Genomic DNA, 21,687 nt, shown 5'->3' on the forward strand with positions numbered 1-21,687 from the left:
CTGAACCGGTAGGCGTTGAAGCCGAGTCCGGCGAGCAGGTCCATGTCCTCGGGCCAGCGGTGGAAGCTGTCGGCGGCGTCGCCGCTGGGCTCGGGGATGAACGAGCCGGTGCGCTGTTCGAAGGCCCACCAGTCGCTGGTGGTGTTGTTGCCCTCGATCTGGTGGGCGGCGGTCGAGGCTCCGAACAGGAACCCTTCCGGTAGGGGGGCGCCGCTGACGCGGTCGCCCGCGTGAGCGTAGGCCTGGTGGCCGCAGCAGGAGGGCGGGTCCTCGGTGTCGACGGGGACGTCCTCGCGGGCGGCCTCGGTGCCGGACTCGCCGGCCGGCCGGGGTGCGTGCGGCTCCGACGGGGCGAGGTGTGCGGGGGTTTCGGAAGGGGCGGTGGCGGTGGCGTTGGTGCGGAAGGCGCGGAGGTCGGCCGGGTCGACGCCGCAGTGCAGGAGGAACTGCTGCGAGCTGCCGTGGCGTGCCCGGATGCCTTCCAGGAACGCCAGGATCGCCTCGGGCGGGGCCTGCAGCAGGAGCGGGGGGAGCGTCGGCTGCCGGTCGGCCGCATCCGGTGCGCGGTTGAGCGGGATGGCGCGGGGGCGCTGGGCCAGTGCGGCGAAGACGTGCGGTACGGCGTCGGCCGAGCGGGCGTAGTCGGCCGCGATGCGTTCGGCGGGTACGTCGAGCAGGTCGAGCAGGAGTGCCACGAGGAGGCCGGTGCGGTCCTTGCCCGCCGCGCAGTGCACGAGAGCCGGGCCGTGCCGCACGATGGTGTGCACGGCGGTGGTGATCGCGGCCGGCGAGGACTCGGCCAACGCGAGGTAGAAGGCGCCGAGGTCGGCATCGGAGCGCATGGTTGTCATCAGGCGGTCCACGGAATCCGCCGCGGGGGCCAGGGACGCGTCGACGACGGTGATCCCGGCGGCTTCGACGGCCGTCCAGTCGGCCGGCTCGCGTTCGCCGGCGGAGCGCAGGTCCACGACGGCGCGGATTCCCGCGTCGCGCAGCTGGGCGACGGTGTCGGGCCCGGCGCTGGGGAACGCCTGGGCGGAGCGGAAGAGGACGCCGGGCCGGATCCAGGTGTGGTCGGGGTCCGACTGCCAGGCGGGGTCGCGGAAGTTGAGCAGGGACATGAGGACCTTTCGGTGGTGCGGGGGCGCTGTGTAGTGGAGGGCCGGCGGCGTCCGCGTGTCGTCTCGGCGGGCGAGGCGCTGGGGACGGTCTCGGCGCCGGGGTGTCAGGGACGCCGTGGGGCACGGGGGCCGAGGAGAGCGGTGTCCGGCCGGCTCGGGCCGGGGCGGGTCAGGGAGTAGGGGTGCTTGTTCGTGGCCGGGTTCCCCCGGCGGTGTGCGGGCTGCCGGCGGTGGGTGGCGGCGCCCGGGCCGCCCGGCCCGGTGAGGGCGGGGCGGGCGGTGTCACGGCTTCAGCCAGAGGGTGGCCGGGGAGACGTTGACGACGGTCCGCTTGGAGAGGTCGGGCAGGCCGCCGACTTTGGTGGTGGCCATGAAGCCGGCCGGGTTCTCGGTGAGGAAGAGCATCGGGGCCTGCTCGACGACGGCCTTGGCGGCCTCGTTGTAGGCGGCGGCCCGCTGGGCCTGGTCCAGTCCGGCGCGTCCGGCGGCGATGGCCTGTTCGGCCTTCGGGTCGCTCCAGCCGGTGAAGTTGTAGGGGGCGTCGGCGCTGAACAGGGTGCTCAGCGCGGTGTCGGTGTCGCCGAACATGCTGGTGACGAAGCCCTGCACCTGGAACTTGCGCTGAGCCAGCGAGGTGCCCAGGGCTGCCGGGTCCATCGGCTTGATGGTCATCTTCACGCCGACCTCGCCGAGCATCTGCTGGATGACGGTGGCGCGCTGCTGGCCTTCGGGGCGGTTGTCGACCTGGTACTCGAAGGAGAGGTCGGGGTGGCCGGACTCGGCGAGCAGGGCGCGGGCCTTCGCTGGGTCGTGGGCCGGGTAGTCGGCGGCACCGGCGGCGCGGTAGGGGGAAGCGGAGCCGATCGGGCCGTCCGAGACCTTGCCCTGGCCGAGGTGGACGACCTTCTCGACGGCTTCGCGGTCGATGGCGTACTGCAGGGCCTGGCGGACCCGGGGGTCGTCGAAGGGCGCGGCCTTGGTGTTGAACAGGATGGTGGAGGTGGCGCTGGGGCCGGTGGTGACCCGCAGTCCGTCTCGGGGGGCCTGCTTGAGTTGGGAGGGTGTTTCGGACCAGCTCAGGTCGAGGTCGCCGGAGCGCAGCGACTGGTAGCGGCTGTCGACGTCCGTCAGCACCTTGTAGACGATCTTGTCGGCGTGGGCCTTGTCGCCCCAGTAGGAGGGGTTGCGGGCGACGGTGACCGAGACGCCCGGCTGGACGCTCTCCACGGTGTAGGGGCCGGAGCCGACGGCGGGTGCGTCGCCGGCCGGGGTCCGGGAGACGTAGCCGAGGGAGCGGGTGAACAGGTTGGGGAAGGTCGCGTTCGGCGTTTTGAGGGTGAAGACGAGGGTGGTGGGGCTGTTCACCGTGGTTCCGCTGATGGTGGCGGCGTCGGCGGCGCAGGAGCACCTGCTCTCGGGCTTGGACAGGCGGGCGACGTGGTCGGCGACGGCCTGGGCGTCCAGCGGGCTGCCGTCGCTGAACGTCACGCCCTCGCGCAGCTCCAGTGTCCAGGCGGTGGCGTCGGTGTTCGGGGTGAACGCCTTGGCCAGGTACGGCTTCACGGTGCCGTTGTCGCCGTTGACCATCAGGGGGTCGTACAGCGCGTTGGCCAGGACCAGCACGGGCTGCGTGGTCAGTGTGCCGTCGGCCGGGTCGAGCTTGGTGAACGGGCGGTCCAGGCCGATTCTGAGTGTGCCGCCGTCGGTCGCCGGGCCGTCGGAGCCCGGGGCCGCCTGGGCGGAGCCGCCGGACAGCGCGTCATCGGCGGCCGAGCAGGCGCCGGCGGTGAGTGCGAGGGCGACGGTGCAGATGGCCGCTGCCAGAACGTGCTTGTGCCGCTTCATGGTTCCTCGGTCTCCTCGGAGGCGTGCCCGTTCGGCTGCCGTCGCGACCCACCATAGAGAAGTGGCACTAGTGCCAAGTGGCACTAGTGCAAACTTTTCGTGGCGAAATGCCGACGTCCCGGCGCCCGCCTTGAGCACCACCGGCCACCCGTGATTACGTGACCCCGGCCGGGCGGCACAGCCCCGCCGGACGGTACGGGGCCGGGAACGGGGCAAAACATGGACGAACCGGGAGCAGCACCGGTCGCGGTCGGGATGCGCGACCGCAAGAAGGCGCGCACCCGCGAGGTGATCCGGGCGGCAGCACTGGACCTGTTCGAGGAGGAGGGCTTCGAGCGGACCACCATCGAGCACATCTGCGAGCGCGCCGACGTGGCCCGCCGCACCCTCTTCCGCTACTACGCCGCCAAGGAAGCACTCCTCTTCGGCTGGGGCTTCGGCGAACCCATCCTCGACGCCTTCGCCGCCGCCCCCGCGAACCTCGGCCCGTGGGAGGCCCTCGTGCACGCCCTCGACGCCACCCAGGGCCGGCTCGAGGAACCCGCCGAGGACACCGAAAGACGCCGCAGGCTGCGCCGACGATTCCTCGGCATCCGCACCGTGCACGACTACGCGATCCTTCAGATCGACAACTTCGCGCAGCGCGCGGCCGACATCACCGCCACCCGGCTCGGCGTCGACCCCCTGCGCGACCTGCGCCCGTTCGCACTCGGCGGGGCGCTGGCCGCAATGACACGCCGTCAAGTTCTCCTCGGCGACGACCACGCCCTTGAGGGAAGCTGGGCGGACGCGTTCCGCGACATCCTGTCCACCACGGCCCGGAGCGGCCGGACGAGCGGCGACGGCACGGACGCAGCCTCGCCCGTGCTTCGCCGCGTCCGGCCGTAGCCCGGACCTGGCACGCGTCGGTCAGGAGTGGGCCAGGGCGTCGGCCCGCAGGAAGTCGAACAGCGTCCTCACCTCGGTCTCGTCGTCGCCGTCGCCGGTGAAGGAGAGCATGGCCTGGAGGACGGCACGGGCGAGGTCACCGACCGCCTGGGCATCGGACCCGGCGCCGCGCGCCCAGCTGTGCGGCACTGGCCGCGCTGGCCCAGGACGTGCCCGGCGGCGCGAAGGATCTGGTCCGGCGTCGATAAGGAGAAGGCCAGGACGGCACCGTAGCCGCCCAGGACCCAGCCCCGGGCGGACTCCAACCGCCAAGCCCCCACACGAACGACCGGCAACGCATGCCCCGCCTTCGCGGGCGGCGCGACCGGCCCGCACGAAAGGCGCGCGGACCGGCAACACGCTCCGTGCGCACCTCCCCACCCCAAGCGGACAACGCCAGCCCTGGAATGTGGAACCGTCACGACTCATACTTCCCTCAGCCCCGCCTCATGCCGGGGCGGACCACGGTTCGCACAGCATGCGAATCATTCACGGTTCCGGAGGGAAACGTGTCCAGAAAACGGCAACTGCTCGTCGTCGCACTCCTGCTCGCCCTGATCGGCCTCGCCGCGCCCACGACGGCACAGGCCCACGTCCTCCAGGTGTCCTGCGAAGGCACGGTGCACAACGCCTACAACCCGCCCCTGACCGCCACGCCGCGGGACACCGAGGTCACCGTCGACTCCTCCTACAACATCGGCTGTGTGGCACCCGGCCACGAAGAAATCCTGCCCGGCAGCGCCCACGTGCACGTCACCGTGCCCGACTACTCCTGCATCGACCTCCTGTCGACCGCCCCCGGCACGCAGACCATCACCTGGGCGGACGGCTCCACCACCACGTACGCCTACACCAGGGCGGTGTCCAACATCGCCGGCACCCTGGTGGTCACCAACTCCGGAACCGTCACCGCAGGCCGCTTCACGGGTTCCACGGTCCTCCAGGTCGCCACCGCCCCCGCGCCCAACCCCCTGATCTGCCTGACGACCGGCTACACCTCCCTGACCGCCGCCGTCAGCCTGCAGATCCTGCTGTGAGCCCCCACCGTCCGACCCGAGTCAAGACCCCGGGTCACGCGGCCGCAGCCGTCCCGACCGGCCCCCGGCCCACCCCGACACCTCGGCGAAACCCGGGAGAGCAGGACGTCGGACACACTTCGCAGAGATCCACGACATCGCGGAGTGGCTCGGCCGCCTTGTAGAGAACAGCGGCCAGGAGCCCGTCACCCCACAGGGCGGCGGGCTCCTGGCCTTCGCGGGCCCAGCTACTTACCGCCACCGGCCGCTCAGCCGCTACGCCCACTCCACACCGTGCTCGGCGAGCCGCGCGAGCTGGCCCGGCGTGAGCTTCGTCCGGGGGCTGTAAAAGAACGGTGTGACTCCCGATCAAGGAAGTAGCACCTGATGACAGACGTGACCGTCTCGGCCGAGGCCGTGGAGGCCCTGGAGGCCGTGCGGCCGGTGGAGTTGCGGCCGGATGCCCTGGACGACCAGTTGATCGGGCAGCTGGTCGACCGGGCCCGTGCGAGCGGGCTGCAGCTCACCGGCACCGGGGGCCTGCTCCAGCAGCTCACGAAGAAGATCCTGGAGTCCGCCCTCGAAGGCGAGATGACCGACCACCTCGGCTACGAGAAACACGATCCGGCCGGAGCCGGCAGCGGGAACTCCCGCAACGGCGTGCGCTCGAAGACCGTGCTGACCGAGGTCGGCCCGGTGCACAGCGAGGTGCCCCGGGACCGGGAGGGCTCGTTCGAGCCGCAGCTGGTCCGCAAGCGCCAGCGGCGCCTGTCCGGGGTGGACGAGATGGTGCTCTCGCTGTCCGCCCGCGGTCTGACACATGGTGAGATCTCCGCAGACCTGGCCGAGGCCTACGTCCCCGTCTTCACTACCGCTGAACGCCCGGCAGGCCCTTGATGCTGGTCTGGGTCGCCGCGGGTCTGGTCGGCGGCTGTGGTGTCCGGGTGTCCTGGCGTTGGGTGTGTGTTGCGTCCGCTTCTGTCGGTTGTGTGGGGACGCTGTCGCCTGCCGTTTGCCGGTGCTGTACTGGGTCGTCTGCGTGGCCAAGTATCGGGGTGTCAGAGTCGTTTTGTGGTGAACAGGGTGGTGCCGTGTGCCGGGTTCACTTCTTTCCGCTCGGTTTCGGTGAATCCGGCCTTGGCCAGAACGCGGCGAGAGGCGGTGTTCCAGTCCCAGACTGTGGCCCACAGGCGTTCGTATCCGGAGGATTTCGCCCATTCCAGAACCGCCAGCGAGGCCTCGGTCGCGTATCCCTGGCGCCAGACTCGGCGTAGCAGCTCGAATGCCAGTTCCGGTTCGCCTGCCGGTCCTCGCCCGTTGTCTACCAGTCCGCAGTAGCCGATGACGTCGTGAGAGGCTTTCCGCTCGATCGCCAGCAGCCCGGTCGACCACACTTGGTTGGTGCGAATCGATTCCTCGAGCTGCGCGACCGTGGGGTGTCCGTCTGCGTTGATTCGGCGGTGCGGTGGTACTCGTGGATCACGTTCGGTCCACAGCTCATGCTGGACGGCAGCCTCGGTGACCCGCCAGGGCCTGAGCAGGAGGCGACTGGTCTCAAGTACAACCGCGCTGTCGGGAGTTGCGCCATCTGTCATGGCACTAACCATCTCACGGGTGGACGCGCTGTCGTGTCATGGGGTGCGGGGTCGGTCCTGGCGATCGTGGACGCTCGGTACTCGATGCCGGGCGGTCCTGGGCATGGAGGATGGGTCCCTTTTCCTGACGGTACTGGACGGTGCTGCATCGGGTCTCTGAGTTGCGGCTGCAACGGGCAGTCCAGCGCGATCTGTGCGCGGAGCTGTCACGCTTCCGGGTGGACTTCTACGTTTGCTTGACCGGGCAGGAGCGGAGCGCTGATCGGCCGGCCGGCCGAACAGCGCGGCGTTGTGCGCCGGTGGGCCGGCGGGGCCTCTGGTGGGCCTGTCGTCGGCGCCCGGGCGGCAACGGCGGGTGGTGCGGGGCGGGCGACCGCGTGGCGCGTTGTCGGGCACGGGGGTTCCCGGGTCGAAAGCTAGCTCACCGTGCTGGTCGCCACGGTCAGCGTCTCCTCCCGGGCGGCTCGACGGCCGGTCGCCGTCCGGGGTCGGCACCCGGGCGCGGCCGGGCGAGTACCTGCTGGAGGCTCTGGTGCCGGAACTGGTAGACGGCTCCGGTCCGGCGCAGCACGCCGCGGCGGTGGGCGTCGTCCAGGAAGTTCATGGCGTCCCAGGGCAGTCGGCGTGTCAGCGGCAGCCAGATGCGGGCCGTCGTGAGCCACTGGCCCCAGGCGGTGAAGGCGAGGACGTAGGACGCCGAGCCGCCCAGTCCGCCGATGGCTGCCAGCGGCAGGGCCACGGTCAGGGGCCAGGTGAACGACCAGGGCAGTGCCAGGTCGAGCAGGGCCACGATGGCCGAGCCGCCGAGGGCGCAGCCCAGGGTGATCGCCGGGGCGAGCAGCAGGAACTGGCCGAGCGCGGCGGCCCGGTCAGCCGCGAGCAGGCCGGACGGTGTGGCCGCGGCGGTGGTGTCCACGGGGACTTCGAGTGCTGCGATCAGGGCGAAGACCAGCCCGGCCGTCAGGCCGAAGGTCAGCCCGAAGGCCAGCATCTTGTCGGTCGCGGTGCGGGCCAGTCCCGTGTCCGGCAGCCAGTCCCACATCGCCCGGACGAGGATGTCGGCCCAGGCGTAGCCGACTCCCAGGACGGAGCCGCCCAGCAGTCCGGCCCTGAAGCGGGCACGGACCTCGCCGGGTCTGCGGGCGGCCGGGCGCCATGCCGTCGGCAGCGCGAGCCGTACCCGGGAGGGGAGGGCCGCAGCGCGGCCCGACACGGCCAGGGCGCAGTGCGCGAGGCCGAAGGTGGTCCCGGAGAGGAGTCCGGCCAGGGCCCCCTGGAGCAGGAGCCGTGCCGGGTCGAACCCGCTGGTGTACAGGAAAGCCTGGCCGAGGGACTCCACGAGGCAGAGGGCTGCGGTCATGCACAGGGCGGAGACCAGCACGGTGTGCAGGACGCGCGTCGGTGTCCGGACGGACTCACCGAGCCGCCACCAGGCGAGGTCCTGCCGGTCGCCCGGGTTCCGGGCGTCGAGCGCGGACGCGAGGTGGCCCAGCCAGCGGTGGGCCCGGGCCGGGTCGTGGCCGCGCTGTCCGTGCTCCGTCTCCCCCCGTTCGGCGGCGCGGTGGCGGTAGAGCGCGGGGACGAAGCCCGTCAGGAGGTGTTCCTCCAGGTGGCGCGGGGTGGGGAAGGCGGTGGCGTCGAGGAGTTCGGCGGGGTCCTGTCGGTGGGGCCTGGCGTACATCGTCCGTGCGAGCGTGACCATCAGCGGGGTGCCCAGGACCTCTCCGAGCCGGACGCCCGCCGGGGTGTCCCGAGCCTGCAAGCGCTCCAGGACGGCGTCCCACAGCTCCGGCCCGCCGTCCTCACCCGGGGCGGGCGCGCGGCGGTCGGTCCGGGGAAGGTAGGCGGCGAGGTCCTCGGCGCCCAGGTCGGCGAGCTCGACGCAGGCCGCCCACACCAGCGGGGCGCCGACCGCGCGGACCGCCCGGGCGTACTCGTCCCGGCGGCTGGTCAGCACCAGCGGCAGGGATGTCGAGTTGAGCGCTTCCAGCGCCGGTTCGCGCAGGTCCTCGGCCAGTTCGTCGAAGCCGTCCAGGACCGGCAGGACCAGGTCGGCGTCGACCAGCGCGGCGGCCAGCGTCGACCCGTCGGGCATCCGGCTGGCCAGGTGGGGGTGGTCGCGCTGGAGGTGGTCGACCAGGAGGTCCCGCGGCGCGGTGCGGTCCGGGTCCCAGGCGCCGATGCCCAGGACCACCGGCACCCGGGAGAGGGGGGCGGAGGAGAGCAGGTCGAGGGCGAACCTGGCGGCCAGCACCGACTTCCCCGAACCGGGCCGGCCGAGCACGACCAGCCGCCGCGACGTGACGCCCCGGTAGGTGGCGACCACGTTGCCCAGTTCGCCGTTCAGGTCCAGGTCCTCGGGCGCGTCTCCCGGCCGCAGGCGCTGGACGTTCTCCGGGCGGTCCATCAGGTCGGCGGGGGCCGGACCGTACCGCACGGGCAGGGGGAACGGGTCGTGCACCCGTCGGTGCTGCTCCTCCCGCAGTAGGCGGCGCCGGACCTCGCGGGCCAGGGACGCGGCGGCGTCGGCGATCGCGTCGTTCGAGGGCCCGTGCGGGGCGGCGGGGTCCGGGACCGGCGGCCGCGGCCCGGTTGGCGGACCGGTGGGATCCGGACTGGCCGGCGGATCGGTGGGATCCGGCCGAGCCGGTGGTCGGCCGGCGGACTCGAGCGGGCCGACGGGCTCCGGCCGGGCGCTGTCAAGGATCGCGGTGAGCCGTTCGCGTTCCTCCGTCGAGACGCCGAGCCCATTCGCCAGGTGGTGCAGCGTGCTCAGCCGGGTGTCGGAGGACGTGCCCGTCTCCAGTCGGCGGACCGTGCGCACGCTCAGCTCGGACCGGTCCGCCAGCTGCTCCTGGGTGAGCTGGGCGCGTCGGCGCAGCTGACGCACGAACTCGCCCAGTTCACGGGCCACTTCTCTTCGCATTTCCCCGTCCCCTCGGTCAAGTCCGGTGCACCGAGCGTAGCGCGGGGACCGGCCATTCGTGGCCGGTCCCCGATGGCCGCCTTGTGGCCTGTCCTTCGGGGCCGGGCGGACCGCATCGTGGTCGGGCCGGCACCCCGCCGGCGGCTCGCTGTCGCCCGTCGCGGCGGACGTCGAGGACCCCTTTCCGGAGGAACGGACACCATGGTGATGAGGAGCAGCACGAGGTTCACCCCCGTCGCCGGCGCCGTGTGCGCGGCGGTGCTGACGCTGTCGGGCCCGGTGGCGCGCGCCGTCCCGGCCGAGGGCGGCCACGCCGCGACGCTGTCGGCGCTCAGGGCCTTCCAGTCGCAGGCCGGTCCGGGCGCCGCGGTCCACGCGGGCGCCCTCGGCGGGTCCTGGACGCTGTCGGCGGGCACCGGCACCGCCGGCGCCGACCTGCCGATCGGGCCGGACGAGTACTTCCGTGTCGGCAGCCAGACGAAGACCTTCGTCGCGGTGGTGGTGCTCCAGCTGGCCGAGGAGGGCCGGGTCGCCCTGAACGCGCCGGTCGCGGACCATCTGCCCGGCGTCGTCGCCGGCAACGGCTACGACGGCGCGCGGATCACCGTGCGCCAGCTCCTCCAGCACACCAGCGGCATCGCCCCGTACAACCCCTATCCCGGTGTGAGCACGCCGCGGCCGGAGCCGGACGGCGCCTACAGCCTGACGGCTCTGGTCCGGCAGGGGCTGAGCGTGCCCCCGGTCGCCGAGCCCGGCGCGGGCTTCACCTACTCGAACACGAACTACTACGTCCTCGGCCTGCTGATCGAGAAGCTGACGGGGCAGCCGGTGCACCGGGCGGTGACCGAGCGGGCCATCGCCCCGCTCGGCCTGACCCGCACGCTCTTCCCCGCGCCCGGCGAGCGCGCCCTGCCCGCTCCCGCGGTCAACGGCTACCACATCGCCCGGCTCGGCCCCTTCTCGGTGTGGACCCCGGTGACGGACTACGACTCCTCGCTCTACAGCAGTGTGGGCGGCATGGTCTCCACCCTGGCGGACCTGACGGCCTTCCACCGGGCGCTGGCGGGCGGAGCCCTGCTCGCCCCGGAGAGCCTTGCCGAGATGCGCACCACCCTGGAGGTGAACCCGACGGTGGCCTACGGCCTCGGCCTGCACCGGCGGGCCCTGCCCTGCGGCGGAACCGCGTGGGGTCACTCCGGCGTCGTGCCGGGCTACCAGAGCTACACCCTGGTCACCGACGACGGCCGCCACGCCTCGGTCGTCACCAACGCCGCCATCCAGTTCGGCGCGCTTCCGACTGCGGCCCTCTACAAGGTCATGGACACGGCCCTGTGCGAGGACGCCCCCCAGGACTCCTGACGGCAGGCGACGCCCGACTGGGCCCGAGCCCGGTCGGGCGGGGTGTCCGACGCGGTCTCCGCCATTCACGTGGGGCCCGCGGTGCACCGCGCCGGGTCCACGCGCCGTGTTCGGGGTGCGATATCAGGTCGATGGCAGTACCGAAAGGCCCTGACGCCACCGGTGATGCCGTCGCACGAACCGCTGAGACAGACATGAGTCGGGGGTACGCAGTGACGGAACAGAGCGACGGAGGCGGGGACAACTTTGTCGCAACGCTTCTCTGGCTCCTCCTGGGATTTGTCGCCGGGTTCGCCTTGTCGACGAAGGTCGTCATCGCCCTGGAGATCCCGCTCGGTGAACAGTCGACGCTGAATGAGAGACTCCTGATTGTCGCTCTGTTCGTCGGGCCCGCCTTCCTTCTCGTGAGCATCTCGAACCATTTGGAGAGATGGGCCGCGCGGGGAAACTTCTCCTGGGCGAGATACTGGACGGCAATGTTCAGTGTCGCCGTGACGGTACTGACGCTGCTGGGTATGAACAGCGTCGACGACCTGATCGCCCTCGCCGACGCATGGAAGGCGTACAACGAACAGCGGCCCAGGTGAACGGCCCGGCTGAATCCGAACACAAGCAACGGGTCCGTCAGCTAGTGCTGTGACCGCATAGGTTCGCCGGGTTGCTGGATCACGCGGCGAGGGGGGGTCTGCCGCCCCAGCGGATGCCCTTCTCGCTGCGAACGCGGGCGCGCTCGCGGCGCTGGGCGGCCAGGACGTCGGGGTGGCGGGCGCTGGTGTTGCGCCAGTGCAGGTAGGCGTGCAGCGCGTGGGTCTGGACCGTGTGGTTCGGGTGGTTGGAGTTGGCGAGGGTGAACTGCCGCAGCGGTCCGAAGTGCGCCTCGATCGGGTTCGCCCAGGAGGCGTTGGTCGGGGCGAAGCACAGGTGGACGTTGTGCCGCTTCGCCCAGCGCGGGATCTTCCTGCCGTTGTGGGCGGAGAGGTTGTCCAGGATCACGTGGACCGGGGCGCCGTCCGGGCGCGCGGCCCGGATCGATCTGAGCGCGGCCAGGGTGTTCTCGGTGCCCTTGCGGCGGCGGTTGACGCCCCACAGGGTGTCGTCGCCGACCGGGTAGCAGCCGTGGAAGGAGGTGACGCCATGGGTGCGGTGGTAGGTCGCCGGGAGCCGGTCGGGCCGGTTCTGTTCGGCCCAGCCGCTGCCGGCGGTGGGCCGGATGCCGAGCGGGCCGAACTCGTCGAACGCGAACGTGCGGTCGGGGAAGCGGTCCAGGACGTGCTCGATCCGCTCGATCTTGGTGTCGAAGTCGGGGGTCGGTGGAATCCTTCCAGGTCCGGATGCGCTGGAAGGTGACACCGCGCCGGGCGAGCAGGCAGCGCAGTGTCTCGCGGCCGATGCGGATCACCCGGCCGTGGGCCTTGCGCAGGTAGGCGAGCAGTTTGCGGATCGACCAGCGGGTGAAGGGTTGGCCGAGCCGGGTCGGGCGGGTGGTGGCCGTCTGGACGACGAAGTCCTCGTCGTCAGTGCTGAGATGGCGGGGACGGCCTCCCGCCCAGCGAGGGTCCAGGCAGGCCAGGCCGATCTCGTTGAACCGGTGGATCACGTCCCGTACCGTGTCCTCGTCCGCCTGGACCAGCTGGGCGATGACCGGGACCCGGTTTCCCCCGGCCGAGGCCAGCAGCATCATCGCCCGCCGGTAGCGCACCGTGTTCGTGCTGCCCCGACGCACGATCCGCTGTAACTGCCGGCCTTCCTGCTCCGTGAGCCTGCGAACCCCTGACCGGCTCCGCCACCGGGGCTCCTTCCGAGCTGAACGTCTCGCGACATCCAACCGGCCGAAGGCCCCGTGGCGCCAACCCGGTGAACCTATGCGGTCACAGCACTAGAGCGTGGGGGCTATCCCGAGTAGTTCGCTGAGGCGGTGGATCGTGGCGGGTGACTCGCGGTGCAGGCCGGGGACGTCGAGGCCCTCGTCTCCCAGGATCATCAGCAGTGCCTGTTCCCCGATCGCGAGGACCACGATGTAGCCGTTGTTGCAGCGGGTGACCACGTCGCGTAGGCCGCCGACGCCGGTCTCGGCCGCGGTGCGTCGGCCGAGGCCGAGCATGGCGGCCGACAGGGCGGCGGCCGATTCGGGGTGGAGGGCGGCCGTGTCGGCGGCCACCAGCAGGCCGTCGGTGGTGGAGATGACACTCTCCGAGATGCCCATGACCCGGTCGCGCAGGGATTTCAACTCGTCGACCAGCGCGGCGGTCGGTGTCTGGCTGCTCATGGTGTGCTCTTCTCGCTCTGCTCGGTCGTCTCGGTGCGCGCGGTGTGTTCGGCGCGGTGGGTGTTCGGTGGACCGTCGGGAGCCGCCGCTCTCTCGGGTCGGGCGGGCAGGTGGCCGGGTCCGCTGGGGCCGCTGGGGCTGCCGGGACCGCGTGCGCCGGGTCCGCTGCGGACGCGGCGCGGCAGTGGTCCGGTGCTGGCCGGTGGCGGTTCGTTCGTCGGTATGCGCGGGGCCACGCTCGGTGCCGGGGGAGCGGGGTGCGCCGGTTCCCGGTGGAGCAGGTGCCGGGCGTCCATCCGTACGATGTCGACGAGCACCGCGAACACGCCGCGTCCCAGGGTGAAGGCGAGGTCGCGCGCGGTGCGGCGGCCGGTGGCGGCGGCCAGGATCTCCCGGTGGCGGACCGGGATCCGCGGCGCGCCGGATTCGGGCCGGGTGGCAGGGCGGATCCGGATGCGGGCCAGTTCGCCGGGCGGTCCCCAGAGGCGGGTCAGCAGGGCTGTGCGCCGGGCGGTCTCCTCGAAGAGCCGCTCCGGTTCGATGCCCGGGCGCAGCGCGATCCTGGCAGGCGGCGCCGCCTCGGCGGTCTCCCAGCTGCCGGGCGGGCTCAGCGCCAGGGCGAAGGCTCCGTCGAAGGCGGCGGCGACGCAGACGGCTTCGAGTTCGGCGGCGCTGATCGTCCCCTGGGCCACCAGGGCCGTGCCGAGGTCGCCGCCCCGGGCCGGGGGAGCGTCGGCCGGCCGGCCGGTTGACGCGGCCGTCTCGGCGGACGCCCACTCCTGCTCGCCGACGCGCCGGGACTTCAGCAGCAGGGTCTCGGCGGTCGGGGCCCCGGGGGTCTCGACCGCCGAGACCAGCCCCTGCTCCAGGTGGATGGTGCCGCCCGGTGTGCTGGAGACGGTGACCGAGCCGGTGAACTCCGTGCGGCGCAGCGCGAGCAGCAGCGCGGGCACGTTGCGCGCGGTGGGCGGAGCCGGCGTCGTGGGAGCCGCGGGCAGGGCGGGCGGCGCCGTGTCGTGGGACGGGCCGGTCATGCCAGCAAGTCCTGCGCGCGGTCGGCGCTCTGGCGGGCGGCCAGCGCCAGGTTGGTTCGTTCGCGGTCCAGCACGGTGGCCAGCAGCAGGGGGTCGCCCTTCCGGGGCACCACCTGGACGACCTGGTGATGGCGGGTGCTGGTGACCACCAGGCTCTCCAACTCGCTCTCCGCCCCTGCCTCGTACAGCCGCTCGCCGATCAGGCTGGTCAGCTCGGCGAGTTCGGCCCCGGTCCCGAGCAGCCGGTGGTCCCCGGCGGACTGGTAGGTGAGACCTGTGACGGCGTCGACGAGCGCGGCACCGACCACTCCGGGGGAGCCGAGCACATCGGCGAGGGAAGCTTCGAGTGCGCGCACCAGTACCCCTTCACGTTCTGAACCCCGGTAGCGTACTTTATTCCATCATTTTCACGAGGTGACCACAACCGGCGGCTTCTTGCTACTTTGTTCCCGCACACGGGAGTTCTGCCCGGAAGTCACGCAAAGGACGAACAGCGCATGAACATTGACGACGCACTCAAGGACGCGATGGCCATCGAGGGGGCCATCGGAGCGGCCGTGGCCGACTACGAGAGCGGTATGTCACTCGGGCTCCTCGGCGGGGGGCAGCAGCTCGACCTGGAGATTGCGGCCGCCGCCAACACCGAGGTCGTTCGTGCGAAGATACGCGCCCTGGCCGCGCTGTCGATCGATGATGTCATCGAGGACATCCTGATCACCCTCGGCACCCAGTACCACCTGATCCGCCCGCTGACCCGCAGTCACGGCTCGCTCTTCCTCTACCTGGCGCTGGACCGCTCGCGCGCCAACCTTGCACTCGCCCGGCACGGTCTCAAGCGCATCGAGGCCGCTCTCGACGTCTAGCCGAGGCCGGGCCCGCGGCCCGGGTGTCCGCGCCCCGCCCGGAAGCCCTGCCCGAATGCCCTGCCCGAATGCCCTGTCCGGAAGGCCCGTGCGGGCCGCGTGCCGCGCGTGGAATTCCGGGCAGAGCGAATGCGGGGCGTGATGAACCGACTACGGGGATCCGCCCGTGGGGATCGGGCCGCGAGTATCGCGGGTGTGCACCGGCCACGGAAATGCGTGACTTCCCGATGACTGGACGTCATATCCGCCCCGGCTGTTCCGGCCGGCGAGGGAACGCCGGAACACCGTGGTCGAACCGCCGGAGCGCCGGTGTTTCGGCGGTGCCGCGGAATCGGCTCGACCACGCCGCGCGCGCGGCACGAAGGCACGCCGCCGAGCCGCGCGCCGGATGGCAGGGGAAGCCGGGGGAGTCCGACGGGTACCGCCGACGTCCAGCGCCAACGCTGTTCAGTTGGACGCGGACCCCGGGAATCCAGGTGACGGCAGTGGCTCGGCGCCGAACGCGAGGACGTCCCGCCCCGGGTACCGGATGGCTGCCACGTACTCGCCGATTCTGTCGTCGACCTCTCTACCGCTTCAGCCGGGCAGGGCCTCCTCCGGGATCAGGGCGTACCCCGCGAAGTCGGCCCCGTCGAGCCGGACCAGTGCACAGCCCGGTGTCATCCGCCGATGATCGCGCCCGCCCGCCCGGCCCGCGACAACGGCCGGACGGCGCGGCGCGGGTGGCGGCGTTCCCGGGGCGTCCGGCAATCCCGGTCCGGGATGAGCGGGGGCGAGGCGTCGACGGATTGCGGGCTCGCCGTCGAGGACCGCGGCTGCCACCTGCTCGGCGGCCCGGGCAACGTCGGCCATGGCCCGGGTGAGGTCGTTGCCGTGTCGGCTGAACACGCGGGGCCCGGACCCGAGACCGGTACGCAGCGCGGCCCGCCGGCTGGCCCGCTTGGGTTCCAGGCTCGGGCCCGGGCCGGTGGGAAGCCGGTGACGGGCCGGGCGGGGGCGACGTCGACCGGCAGCGGGATCGGCGGTGTCACGGCGGATCCCCGTCCAGACGCCTGCCGTAAGCCATGCCCGCGACGCATGCGAACGCCTCCGGCGCGGCGGTGAGCATCGCCCGCTGCTCGTCGTCGGTGGCGCGGTCCTGGTCGTAGCAGCACCACGGGCAGCGGCCGGACGGATTCCGGCCGGCCCTCCGCCCGCACGCCTGGCACGTCATCATCGGCGGTTCCACATGCCGCGGGCCTCGTCATGGGTTTCGGCACCACCGTGCTGGGGTGGCGGCTGCTGTCGCTCGCCGACGTCATGTCCGCCCTCGTTCGGCTGTTGTCGGTGTTCGCGGCGGTCGGCTGGGTGGCGGTGTCGGGCGTGGGCGGGGTGTTCACCGCCGCCCAGCCCAGCCCAGCCCGTCCCGTCCCGGCTCGGCATCAGCCGGGCAGGGGCAGGGCCGGTGAGCGCGTGTGCGCTGTCGGCGAGCCAACCACTCGAGCGCCTGGCCGAGACCGTCCACGCCGTAGGTTGAGCCGCTCCGTTGGCAGCGGGTCCTGTGGCGGCGAGTCCTGCTAGAGCTCTGGATTCCACGTCGCGTCAGCAGCGGGACGGTCGGCTGGTCTTTGGCGATCGTGTGGCCCACCGGGACGGACCATTGGTCTGAGGTCCGGTGCGGGGTGCCGGAGGGCCTGCCCCGCCTCCTGGGGGCGTCGCCGGGTTCAGCGGTCTGCTCGTGCCCGGCGACGCCCGACGTTTGCGGTGGTCAGGCCGTGTTGGAGCGGGTCGAGGTGATCACGACGGATGTGTAGGGCATGGTGGCGTGGCCGCCGAGCTCGTCGATCGCGGTTCCGGCGCTGTCCAGGACCTCCGCCATTTTGTCTGCGGGGAGTTGGGTGAGGCCGCCGAAGGTGGGGAGTTGGTCGAGCCACTCGTCTCGGGAGTAGGTGCGCTCCCAGGTGAAGCGCCACTGTTCCGGCTCGCTGAAGCTGCCGGTCCGGCGGATTCCGTCGGCGATTTTCGCGAACAGTGGCTGGTATGCGTCCACGGCCGATCCTCTCAGCAGGCCGGGGTTGAACGGGGAATCGGGGGCGACCCGTTGGAGGGCTTCGGCGAGGGCGTCGATCACCTCGGCCGGGAGCTGGGGGACGTGGTGGAAGGGAGCGAGCCGGCCGCCGGGCCGGAGTACCTGGGCCGCTTTGGCCGCGCCGGCGACGGGGGCCACCCAGTGCCAGGCGGTGCCCGCGATGACCGTGTCGAACTGCCGCCCGGCCGGCTGCCAGTCCTCGAACCTGGAGACCTCGACCTCGATGCGGCTGCGTCGCGCAAAGGCGGCCATCCGCTCGTCGGGCTCGACACCGAGCACCGTGCAGCCGGCCGCCTGGAATTGCCGGGCCTCGATGCCCGTCCCGGCTCCGACGTCGAGGACGTGCCGACCGGGGCTTGCGGCGACGATCCTGTCGATCAGGGCCTGGGGGTAAGGCGGTCGGGCGCGGTCGTAGCGTTCGGCGTCGACGCCGAACGATTCGGCTGTCAGCCGGTGGCGGTGGGGCTCGGGCCCGGACTCGTCGGGCTGTCCCTGCGATAAAGTGGGCATGCGCCCACACTAATGGGCGGTTGCCCACTTGTTAAGGCGGGGCGCGGAAGGGGAGACCATGCCGTCAGGGGTGCACATCCACAACGTGCGAGGCCAGTTGTTCGAAGCCGCCGAGCGCGTCCTGCTCCGGGACGGGCCCGACGCGCTGACCAGCCGGGCGGTCACGGAGGAGGCGAACTGTGCCAAGGGTGTACTGCACCGGCACTTCACCGATTTCGATGCCTTCCTGGCGGAACTGGTCCTCGACCGCGTCCGCGGCATCGAGGACCGAACCACGACTCTGCGTGCCGCCGCCGGCACCGGGAGCGTGGTGGACAACCTCACCGACGCCCTGCAGGACCTGTTCGGTCCGGTCACGGTGTCAATCGTCGCGCTCATCACCTTCCGCGACGGCCTCCGCGCCCGGCTGCGCGAGGCCGGTCTGACCGGCATCCCGCTGGCCGTGCAAGGCACCGCCATGATCGCCGCATACCTCACCGCCGAGCGGGAGTTGGGGCGCCTGGCCGGTGACGCCGACATCGACACACTCGCCCCCACCCTCGTCGGGGCCGGGCACCTGCTGTCCGCCGACCGGACAAGCGCCCCACCGCAGACCGCCGCCGTCCGCAAGATGGTGACCACCGTCATCGCCGGCGCCTTGCGACCACCCCAGTCGTAGGTCGGGCCGCCGGACAGGTGACCGAGGATTCCACCACGTCCAGGAGGCTGAGCAGATCCTTTGCTTCGTGGACGGGAGCGGCGCCCGCGGGAGTGGCTGCGCGGGGGCTGGGCCGCTCGATCAGCTGAACGCCGGCGGCGCACTTGTGAGGGGCGGGCACCGGGCTCGGGGTGTGGAGCCGGTCCGGTGCGGGCGGCGAACTGCTGGATCACCGCCTGACGGGGCCCTGCCCTGAGTGGCCATGACGATCCCCGCCGAGGTGGACGAGGCGCTCCTCCCGCACGCCCTGCTGCGCCACTTCGAGCGCGTCGCGCCGCTCGGCGAACACACCACCGGCCCCCGGCCCGGATGGGAGATCCAGGCGGGCAGCGCGCTCGCCGACGACGACGCGAACACCGGCCCGCACCAGCTCTCCCTCAGTGCCCACCACGCGCTGGTCGTGGCCGTCGGCCACCTCCAGGCCCTGGCCGGCCGCCCTGGTGAGCGGTACCGAGAACGACGGCCACCGCGAGATGCTGCCGCCCACCCCCGCCCCGTTCACCCCGCTGCGGGCCGCTGCGGAGAACGCCGGGCGGGCCGTGTGGCTGCTCTCGCCCCCGCCTCGCGCCGCGAGCGGGTCCACCGCTGCCTGCGGATACACCTCGCGGCCTCTCGGACCTGAGGAGCAGCGAGGCGAAGGCCGAACTGTTCGGCCACGCCCTGGACGGCCGTCAGGAACGCGGGAGGCGGATCAAGGAACTGCTGCGCGCGGCCGGCATACCGCGCGGCGAACTGTCGAACGGGAAGCTGGAGATGCCCGGGTACGGCGGCGTCGTGCGTACGGCGGGGCCTGCACGGGCACCCCCGTCGCGGGGGAGCGCGTCGGGCTGTTCCGCGGCGCCTGCGCGTCCTCTTCCAGGACTGGTCGCGCGCACAACGGCGACCGTCGTGCCGCGACGCCTTGGCGGTCACGGGCCCCCGCTCGCTGGGCGTGCCCGGCAGCGACGCCTGCGCGAGGCGGGGAGTTCCTGTCCGGGAACGGGCGGGTGGTCCTGGTGCCCGGTTGCCGGCCGGGACGGGCGGGACGGCAACAGGGCACCGCCCGCGGCCCGTTGAAGAGGCTGTTGCGGGCGCCGGCTGCCCGCCGGGCCGGTTCCCGTTCCCGCTCGCGCGCTGCTCGCGCTGCGGCCGTCGTTGCGGGCCGCCGGGGTCAGGCCGGGAGAGTGTCGGCGAGGCCGGCGATGGCCGGGTCTCTAGGGCCGGGTCTCTGCCGGGCGGCGCCGACGCCGCTCCGCGCCTGGTTCGGGCTGCTCCGGTCCGCCGACCGGTTCAGGGCCAGGCCGCCGTCCCGCGCCCGCCGCCGTGCTGAGCCCGCTGCTGTTCCGTGCCTGCCGCCGTGCTGAGCCCGCTGCTGTTCCGTGCCTGCCGCCGTGCTGAGCCCGCTGCTGTTCCGTGCCTGCCGCCGTGCTGAGCCCGCTGCTGTTTCGGGCCGCGGGTGGCTTCGACAGACCGGATGCGGGGTCAGGGGTGCTACGCGAGGCGGATGGGGACGGTGAGGAGGAGCAGGTGGCCGGTTGTGGCGGCGGTGTTCAGGTCGTGGGGTCCGGTGAAGGGTCCGGTGATCAGTAGCAGGGTGTGGTGGGTGCGGGTGGCGCGGTGCCATTCGCGGCTGGCGGTGATGGGGCCGTCGTACCAGGTGTGGTTGCCGGGCCGGTGGATGGTGAGGCGGTGGCTGTCGAGGTGGGCGGACCAGGCGGGGTCGGGGTCTTCGGGCATGTGGGGGGTCCAGCCGTCGCCGGGGTGGGGGAGGCGGTCGGGTGTGGCGGGGACGATGAGGGCGGGGCGCAGGTCGGGCAGTAGCTCCGGCCAGGGCACACCGTGCAGGCCGGTGCTGGTCAACTCCACGCGCGCGATCCCTTTCCCCCTGACCTGTGCCGGCTGTCGTGCGGCCTGGCGGATCACCATCATGGGCCACGACGGGTGCCCGCGTGCGGTGAATCCGCAGGAAGTCCCGCAGAGGGGCTGCGGTCCCACCGTCGTCAGCGCCCCGACCGCCGGCGGTCCCGGCGAGGGGAAGGGCCGGCCCGTGGCCGGGCTCTGGCGGTAGGTCGGCCCGCGCAGTACGCGCCGCTCGCTGGCGTGCTGGGCCGTGTCGGCGCTGTGCCGCACACGGCGGCGGGCCCGCTTGCCGCCGCGCTCTGGAGCGGGACGGTCGGCCCGGTGGTCGGCGCTGTCCTGCTACGGGGCCGGCCGCGGGCACGTCGCCGCTGGCTCGCCGGGGTGTGCGGTGCTTGCCCTGCGCGCGGTCAGAGTCCGCTGTGTCCTGGGGCGCTGCCGCTTCTTCCGGCGCCGGTGTGGGGGTGGGGGTTTGGCGCAGGCGTTGGCCGTGGGGGTGTCGGGCAGGGGGGGACGGCGAGGGTGTCCTGGCGGGAGGGACCGAGGTAGACGACGATGCGGGCAGCTGGGTCGCCCTGGTCGGTCGCCGGCAGCCCGGTTGTCGACGCCGCCGACGGTATCCCGCTGTTGTCCGCCACCCCCACCGACGCCCTCACCCTGCTGTGCCCGGCGCTCGCCCGTGCTCTCGCCGCTTCCCTGGGGTCGGTGTCGCATGCCGCAGAGGGGCTGGGCCGTGTTTTCGGGCTGTGGCGAGCGGGCTCGAGTGTGGCCGCCGGGAGCGGGGGTTGGATGATCGGTGGCACAGCCGTCGGAGGGGCCGGTGGCGGGCGGGCGCTGTCCGCCGGCTCGACAGGATGCCGAGGGATGGGGAGAACTGGTGCTGGACGGGGAGGAGCACGGGAACGCGGTGCTGGCCGAGATTCTGCTCAGCCGGAAGATCGGGGTGGCTCACGTGAAGCTGGTGGGCGACCTCATTTCGGTCACGGCCCAGCTGGACATGGCCGCGCAGACCGGCAGCGCCTTCACGCTGGACGGTGTTGTCGCGTACGAGGAGAAGTTCGGCCCGCTGGAGGCGGCCTAGCCAGGCGGCCTGGCGGGCGGTGGACGCCGCGGCCGACAGGCGGCTGCGTGCACCCGAACTCCAGCGGCTCAGGACCACGCTGACGGCGGCGGTCGAGGGTATTGCGGACTTCGCCGGTGAGCGGGGTGTCGAGGTGGAGCTCCACCGTTTCGGGAACGCCGGCACGTAGGTGGACTTCCGGGAGTCTGCGCGGGTCACAGGCCGGTGAGGATCGAGACCGGGCGCGTCCTCACCGGCCCGCGGCTACTCCGTTCGGGAGATCGCCGGGATGGGTGGCCGGGTCGGGTGGCCGGGTCGGGTGGGCAGAGCCGTCGGTATGACGTCACCTCTGGCCAGGCGCCGCCGCCGATGCCGAGGCCGTTCGGCCCGGCTCGCCATGCCCGCCCCTGCTGCCCTTGTGGCTTTGTTGTGGGGTTGCTGGGGTTTGCGGGTTTGCGGGTTTGTGGTGGGTGGGTGGGTGGGTGCTGGGTTTGGTTGAGTGTGGGCTTTTCTCGGGTGGGGTCGTTGTTGGGGTGGGGGGCATGAGTGTGTGTGCTCGGTCTG

19 protein-coding genes and 3 pseudogenes are annotated in these 21,687 nt (G+C 72.4%); 9 read left to right on the forward strand and 13 right to left on the reverse strand.

Going from position 1 to position 21,687, the window contains the following annotated elements; translation table 11 throughout:
- The 3 genes and pseudogenes from ABT093_RS38165 to ABT093_RS38175 all read right to left on the reverse strand — a co-directional run.
- Window positions 1-188: family 1 glycosylhydrolase (locus tag ABT093_RS38165; RefSeq protein WP_350572102.1), on the reverse strand; the 188-nt coding region annotated here is incomplete at its 3' end.
- A 264-nt stretch (window positions 189-452) separates the two neighbouring features.
- A pseudogene (locus ABT093_RS38170) lies at window positions 453-1,121 on the reverse strand (tyrosine-protein phosphatase); the annotation flags it as partial.
- A gap of 282 nt (window positions 1,122-1,403) precedes the next feature.
- The gene (locus tag ABT093_RS38175; RefSeq protein ID WP_350572084.1) at window positions 1,404-2,966 is read right to left on the reverse strand and encodes an ABC transporter substrate-binding protein; all 1,563 of its coding nucleotides are present in this window, start codon (window positions 2,964-2,966) and stop codon (window positions 1,404-1,406) included.
- Window positions 2,967-3,185: 219 nt separating this feature from the next.
- Here ABT093_RS38175 and ABT093_RS38180 point away from each other — a divergent pair, with 219 nt between their 5' ends.
- Entirely contained in the window at window positions 3,186-3,854 is a 669-nt protein-coding gene (locus ABT093_RS38180) for a TetR family transcriptional regulator (RefSeq protein WP_350572085.1), read from the forward strand.
- A 21-nt stretch (window positions 3,855-3,875) separates the two neighbouring features.
- On the opposite strand, the gene ABT093_RS38185 is transcribed toward ABT093_RS38180, so the two are convergent.
- The gene (locus tag ABT093_RS38185) at window positions 3,876-4,043 is read right to left on the reverse strand and encodes a hypothetical protein (RefSeq protein WP_350572086.1); all 168 of its coding nucleotides are present in this window, start codon (window positions 4,041-4,043) and stop codon (window positions 3,876-3,878) included.
- A 359-nt stretch (window positions 4,044-4,402) separates the two neighbouring features.
- On the opposite strand from ABT093_RS38185, the gene ABT093_RS38190 reads away from it, so the two are divergent.
- Both ABT093_RS38190 and ABT093_RS38195 read left to right on the forward strand, forming a co-directional pair.
- On the forward strand, window positions 4,403-4,930 hold the full coding sequence (locus ABT093_RS38190; protein ID WP_350572087.1) for a hypothetical protein: 528 nt from the start codon (window positions 4,403-4,405) through the stop codon (window positions 4,928-4,930).
- Between the two features lie 366 nt (window positions 4,931-5,296).
- Window positions 5,297-5,764, forward strand: a pseudogene (locus tag ABT093_RS38195) (transposase); the annotation flags it as partial.
- A 203-nt stretch (window positions 5,765-5,967) separates the two neighbouring features.
- On the opposite strand, the gene ABT093_RS38200 reads toward ABT093_RS38195, so the two are convergent.
- Entirely contained in the window at window positions 5,968-6,504 is a 537-nt protein-coding gene (locus ABT093_RS38200; protein ID WP_350572088.1) for a GNAT family N-acetyltransferase, read from the reverse strand.
- Window positions 6,505-6,946: 442 nt separating this feature from the next.
- On the reverse strand, window positions 6,947-9,430 hold the full coding sequence (locus tag ABT093_RS38205; RefSeq protein ID WP_350572089.1) for a helix-turn-helix domain-containing protein: 2,484 nt from the start codon (window positions 9,428-9,430) through the stop codon (window positions 6,947-6,949).
- 207 nt (window positions 9,431-9,637) lie between these two features.
- Here ABT093_RS38205 and ABT093_RS38210 point away from each other — a divergent pair, with 207 nt between their 5' ends.
- Both ABT093_RS38210 and ABT093_RS38215 read left to right on the forward strand, forming a co-directional pair.
- Window positions 9,638-10,789 (forward strand): serine hydrolase domain-containing protein, encoded by a 1,152-nt coding sequence (locus ABT093_RS38210; RefSeq protein ID WP_350572090.1) that lies wholly within the window; start codon window positions 9,638-9,640, stop codon window positions 10,787-10,789.
- A gap of 212 nt (window positions 10,790-11,001) precedes the next feature.
- On the forward strand, window positions 11,002-11,376 hold the full coding sequence (locus ABT093_RS38215; protein ID WP_350572091.1) for a hypothetical protein: 375 nt from the start codon (window positions 11,002-11,004) through the stop codon (window positions 11,374-11,376).
- A gap of 79 nt (window positions 11,377-11,455) precedes the next feature.
- On the opposite strand, the pseudogene ABT093_RS38220 reads toward ABT093_RS38215, so the two are convergent.
- The 4 genes and pseudogenes from ABT093_RS38220 to ABT093_RS38235 form a co-directional block, all read right to left on the reverse strand.
- Window positions 11,456-12,576: pseudogene (locus tag ABT093_RS38220) on the reverse strand (IS630 family transposase).
- Between the two features lie 89 nt (window positions 12,577-12,665).
- Window positions 12,666-13,055, reverse strand: a complete 390-nt coding sequence (locus ABT093_RS38225) for a roadblock/LC7 domain-containing protein (protein WP_350572092.1) — start codon at window positions 13,053-13,055, stop codon at window positions 12,666-12,668.
- Window positions 13,052-14,089 carry a hypothetical protein gene (locus ABT093_RS38230; RefSeq protein WP_350572093.1) on the reverse strand — a complete coding sequence of 346 codons (1,038 nt, stop codon included), beginning with the start codon at window positions 14,087-14,089 and terminating at the stop codon, window positions 13,052-13,054. The genes ABT093_RS38225 and ABT093_RS38230 overlap by 4 nt, the downstream gene beginning before the upstream one ends.
- The gene (locus ABT093_RS38235; protein WP_350572094.1) at window positions 14,086-14,445 is read right to left on the reverse strand and encodes a hypothetical protein; all 360 of its coding nucleotides are present in this window, start codon (window positions 14,443-14,445) and stop codon (window positions 14,086-14,088) included. The genes ABT093_RS38230 and ABT093_RS38235 overlap by 4 nt, the downstream gene beginning before the upstream one ends.
- Window positions 14,446-14,586: 141 nt before the next feature.
- Here ABT093_RS38235 and ABT093_RS38240 point away from each other — a divergent pair, with 141 nt between their 5' ends.
- On the forward strand, window positions 14,587-14,952 hold the full coding sequence (locus ABT093_RS38240; protein ID WP_350572095.1) for a hypothetical protein: 366 nt from the start codon (window positions 14,587-14,589) through the stop codon (window positions 14,950-14,952).
- A 1,027-nt stretch (window positions 14,953-15,979) separates the two neighbouring features.
- On the opposite strand, the gene ABT093_RS38245 is transcribed toward ABT093_RS38240, so the two are convergent.
- Both ABT093_RS38245 and ABT093_RS38250 read right to left on the reverse strand, forming a co-directional pair.
- Entirely contained in the window at window positions 15,980-16,168 is a 189-nt protein-coding gene (locus ABT093_RS38245; RefSeq protein ID WP_350572096.1) for a hypothetical protein, read from the reverse strand.
- Between the two features lie 531 nt (window positions 16,169-16,699).
- Window positions 16,700-17,530 (reverse strand): class I SAM-dependent methyltransferase, encoded by an 831-nt coding sequence (locus ABT093_RS38250; RefSeq protein ID WP_350572097.1) that lies wholly within the window; start codon window positions 17,528-17,530, stop codon window positions 16,700-16,702.
- A 58-nt stretch (window positions 17,531-17,588) separates the two neighbouring features.
- Between ABT093_RS38250 and ABT093_RS38255 the strand changes: the two genes are divergently transcribed.
- Both ABT093_RS38255 and ABT093_RS38260 read left to right on the forward strand, forming a co-directional pair.
- Window positions 17,589-18,188 (forward strand): TetR/AcrR family transcriptional regulator, encoded by a 600-nt coding sequence (locus ABT093_RS38255; protein WP_350572098.1) that lies wholly within the window; start codon window positions 17,589-17,591, stop codon window positions 18,186-18,188.
- 241 nt (window positions 18,189-18,429) lie between these two features.
- On the forward strand, window positions 18,430-18,849 hold the full coding sequence (locus tag ABT093_RS38260) for a hypothetical protein (protein ID WP_350572099.1): 420 nt from the start codon (window positions 18,430-18,432) through the stop codon (window positions 18,847-18,849).
- Window positions 18,850-19,697: 848 nt separating this feature from the next.
- Here ABT093_RS38260 and ABT093_RS38265 read toward each other — a convergent pair.
- Window positions 19,698-20,072, reverse strand: coding sequence for a hypothetical protein (locus ABT093_RS38265; protein ID WP_350572100.1), 375 nt, complete (start codon window positions 20,070-20,072; stop codon window positions 19,698-19,700).
- Between the two features lie 868 nt (window positions 20,073-20,940).
- Here ABT093_RS38265 and ABT093_RS38270 point away from each other — a divergent pair.
- Window positions 20,941-21,144, forward strand: a complete 204-nt coding sequence (locus ABT093_RS38270) for a hypothetical protein (protein ID WP_350572101.1) — start codon at window positions 20,941-20,943, stop codon at window positions 21,142-21,144.
- Window positions 21,145-21,687 lie beyond the last annotated feature (543 nt).

Source organism: Kitasatospora sp. NPDC002551, assembly GCF_040296005.1.
Lineage (GTDB): Bacteria > Actinomycetota > Actinomycetes > Streptomycetales > Streptomycetaceae > Kitasatospora.

What these genes read in the sequence shown, in the direction of transcription:
- ABT093_RS38175 (WP_350572084.1), bottom strand. Translation starts at nt 2,966, where the DNA reads ATGAAGCGGCACAAGCACGTTCTGGCAGCGGCCATCTGCACCGTCGCC.
- ABT093_RS38260 (WP_350572099.1), top strand. Translation starts at nt 18,430, where the DNA reads ATGACGATCCCCGCCGAGGTGGACGAGGCGCTCCTCCCGCACGCCCTG.
- ABT093_RS38245 (WP_350572096.1), bottom strand. Translation starts at nt 16,168, where the DNA reads ATGATGACGTGCCAGGCGTGCGGGCGGAGGGCCGGCCGGAATCCGTCC.
- ABT093_RS38205 (WP_350572089.1), bottom strand. Translation starts at nt 9,430, where the DNA reads ATGCGAAGAGAAGTGGCCCGTGAACTGGGCGAGTTCGTGCGTCAGCTG.
- ABT093_RS38200 (WP_350572088.1), bottom strand. Translation starts at nt 6,504, where the DNA reads ATGACAGATGGCGCAACTCCCGACAGCGCGGTTGTACTTGAGACCAGT.
- ABT093_RS38250 (WP_350572097.1), bottom strand. Translation starts at nt 17,530, where the DNA reads ATGCCCACTTTATCGCAGGGACAGCCCGACGAGTCCGGGCCCGAGCCC.
- ABT093_RS38255 (WP_350572098.1), top strand. Translation starts at nt 17,589, where the DNA reads ATGCCGTCAGGGGTGCACATCCACAACGTGCGAGGCCAGTTGTTCGAA.
- ABT093_RS38180 (WP_350572085.1), top strand. Translation starts at nt 3,186, where the DNA reads ATGGACGAACCGGGAGCAGCACCGGTCGCGGTCGGGATGCGCGACCGC.
- ABT093_RS38225 (WP_350572092.1), bottom strand. Translation starts at nt 13,055, where the DNA reads ATGAGCAGCCAGACACCGACCGCCGCGCTGGTCGACGAGTTGAAATCC.
- ABT093_RS38210 (WP_350572090.1), top strand. Translation starts at nt 9,638, where the DNA reads ATGAGGAGCAGCACGAGGTTCACCCCCGTCGCCGGCGCCGTGTGCGCG.
- ABT093_RS38240 (WP_350572095.1), top strand. Translation starts at nt 14,587, where the DNA reads ATGAACATTGACGACGCACTCAAGGACGCGATGGCCATCGAGGGGGCC.
- ABT093_RS38230 (WP_350572093.1), bottom strand. Translation starts at nt 14,089, where the DNA reads ATGACCGGCCCGTCCCACGACACGGCGCCGCCCGCCCTGCCCGCGGCT.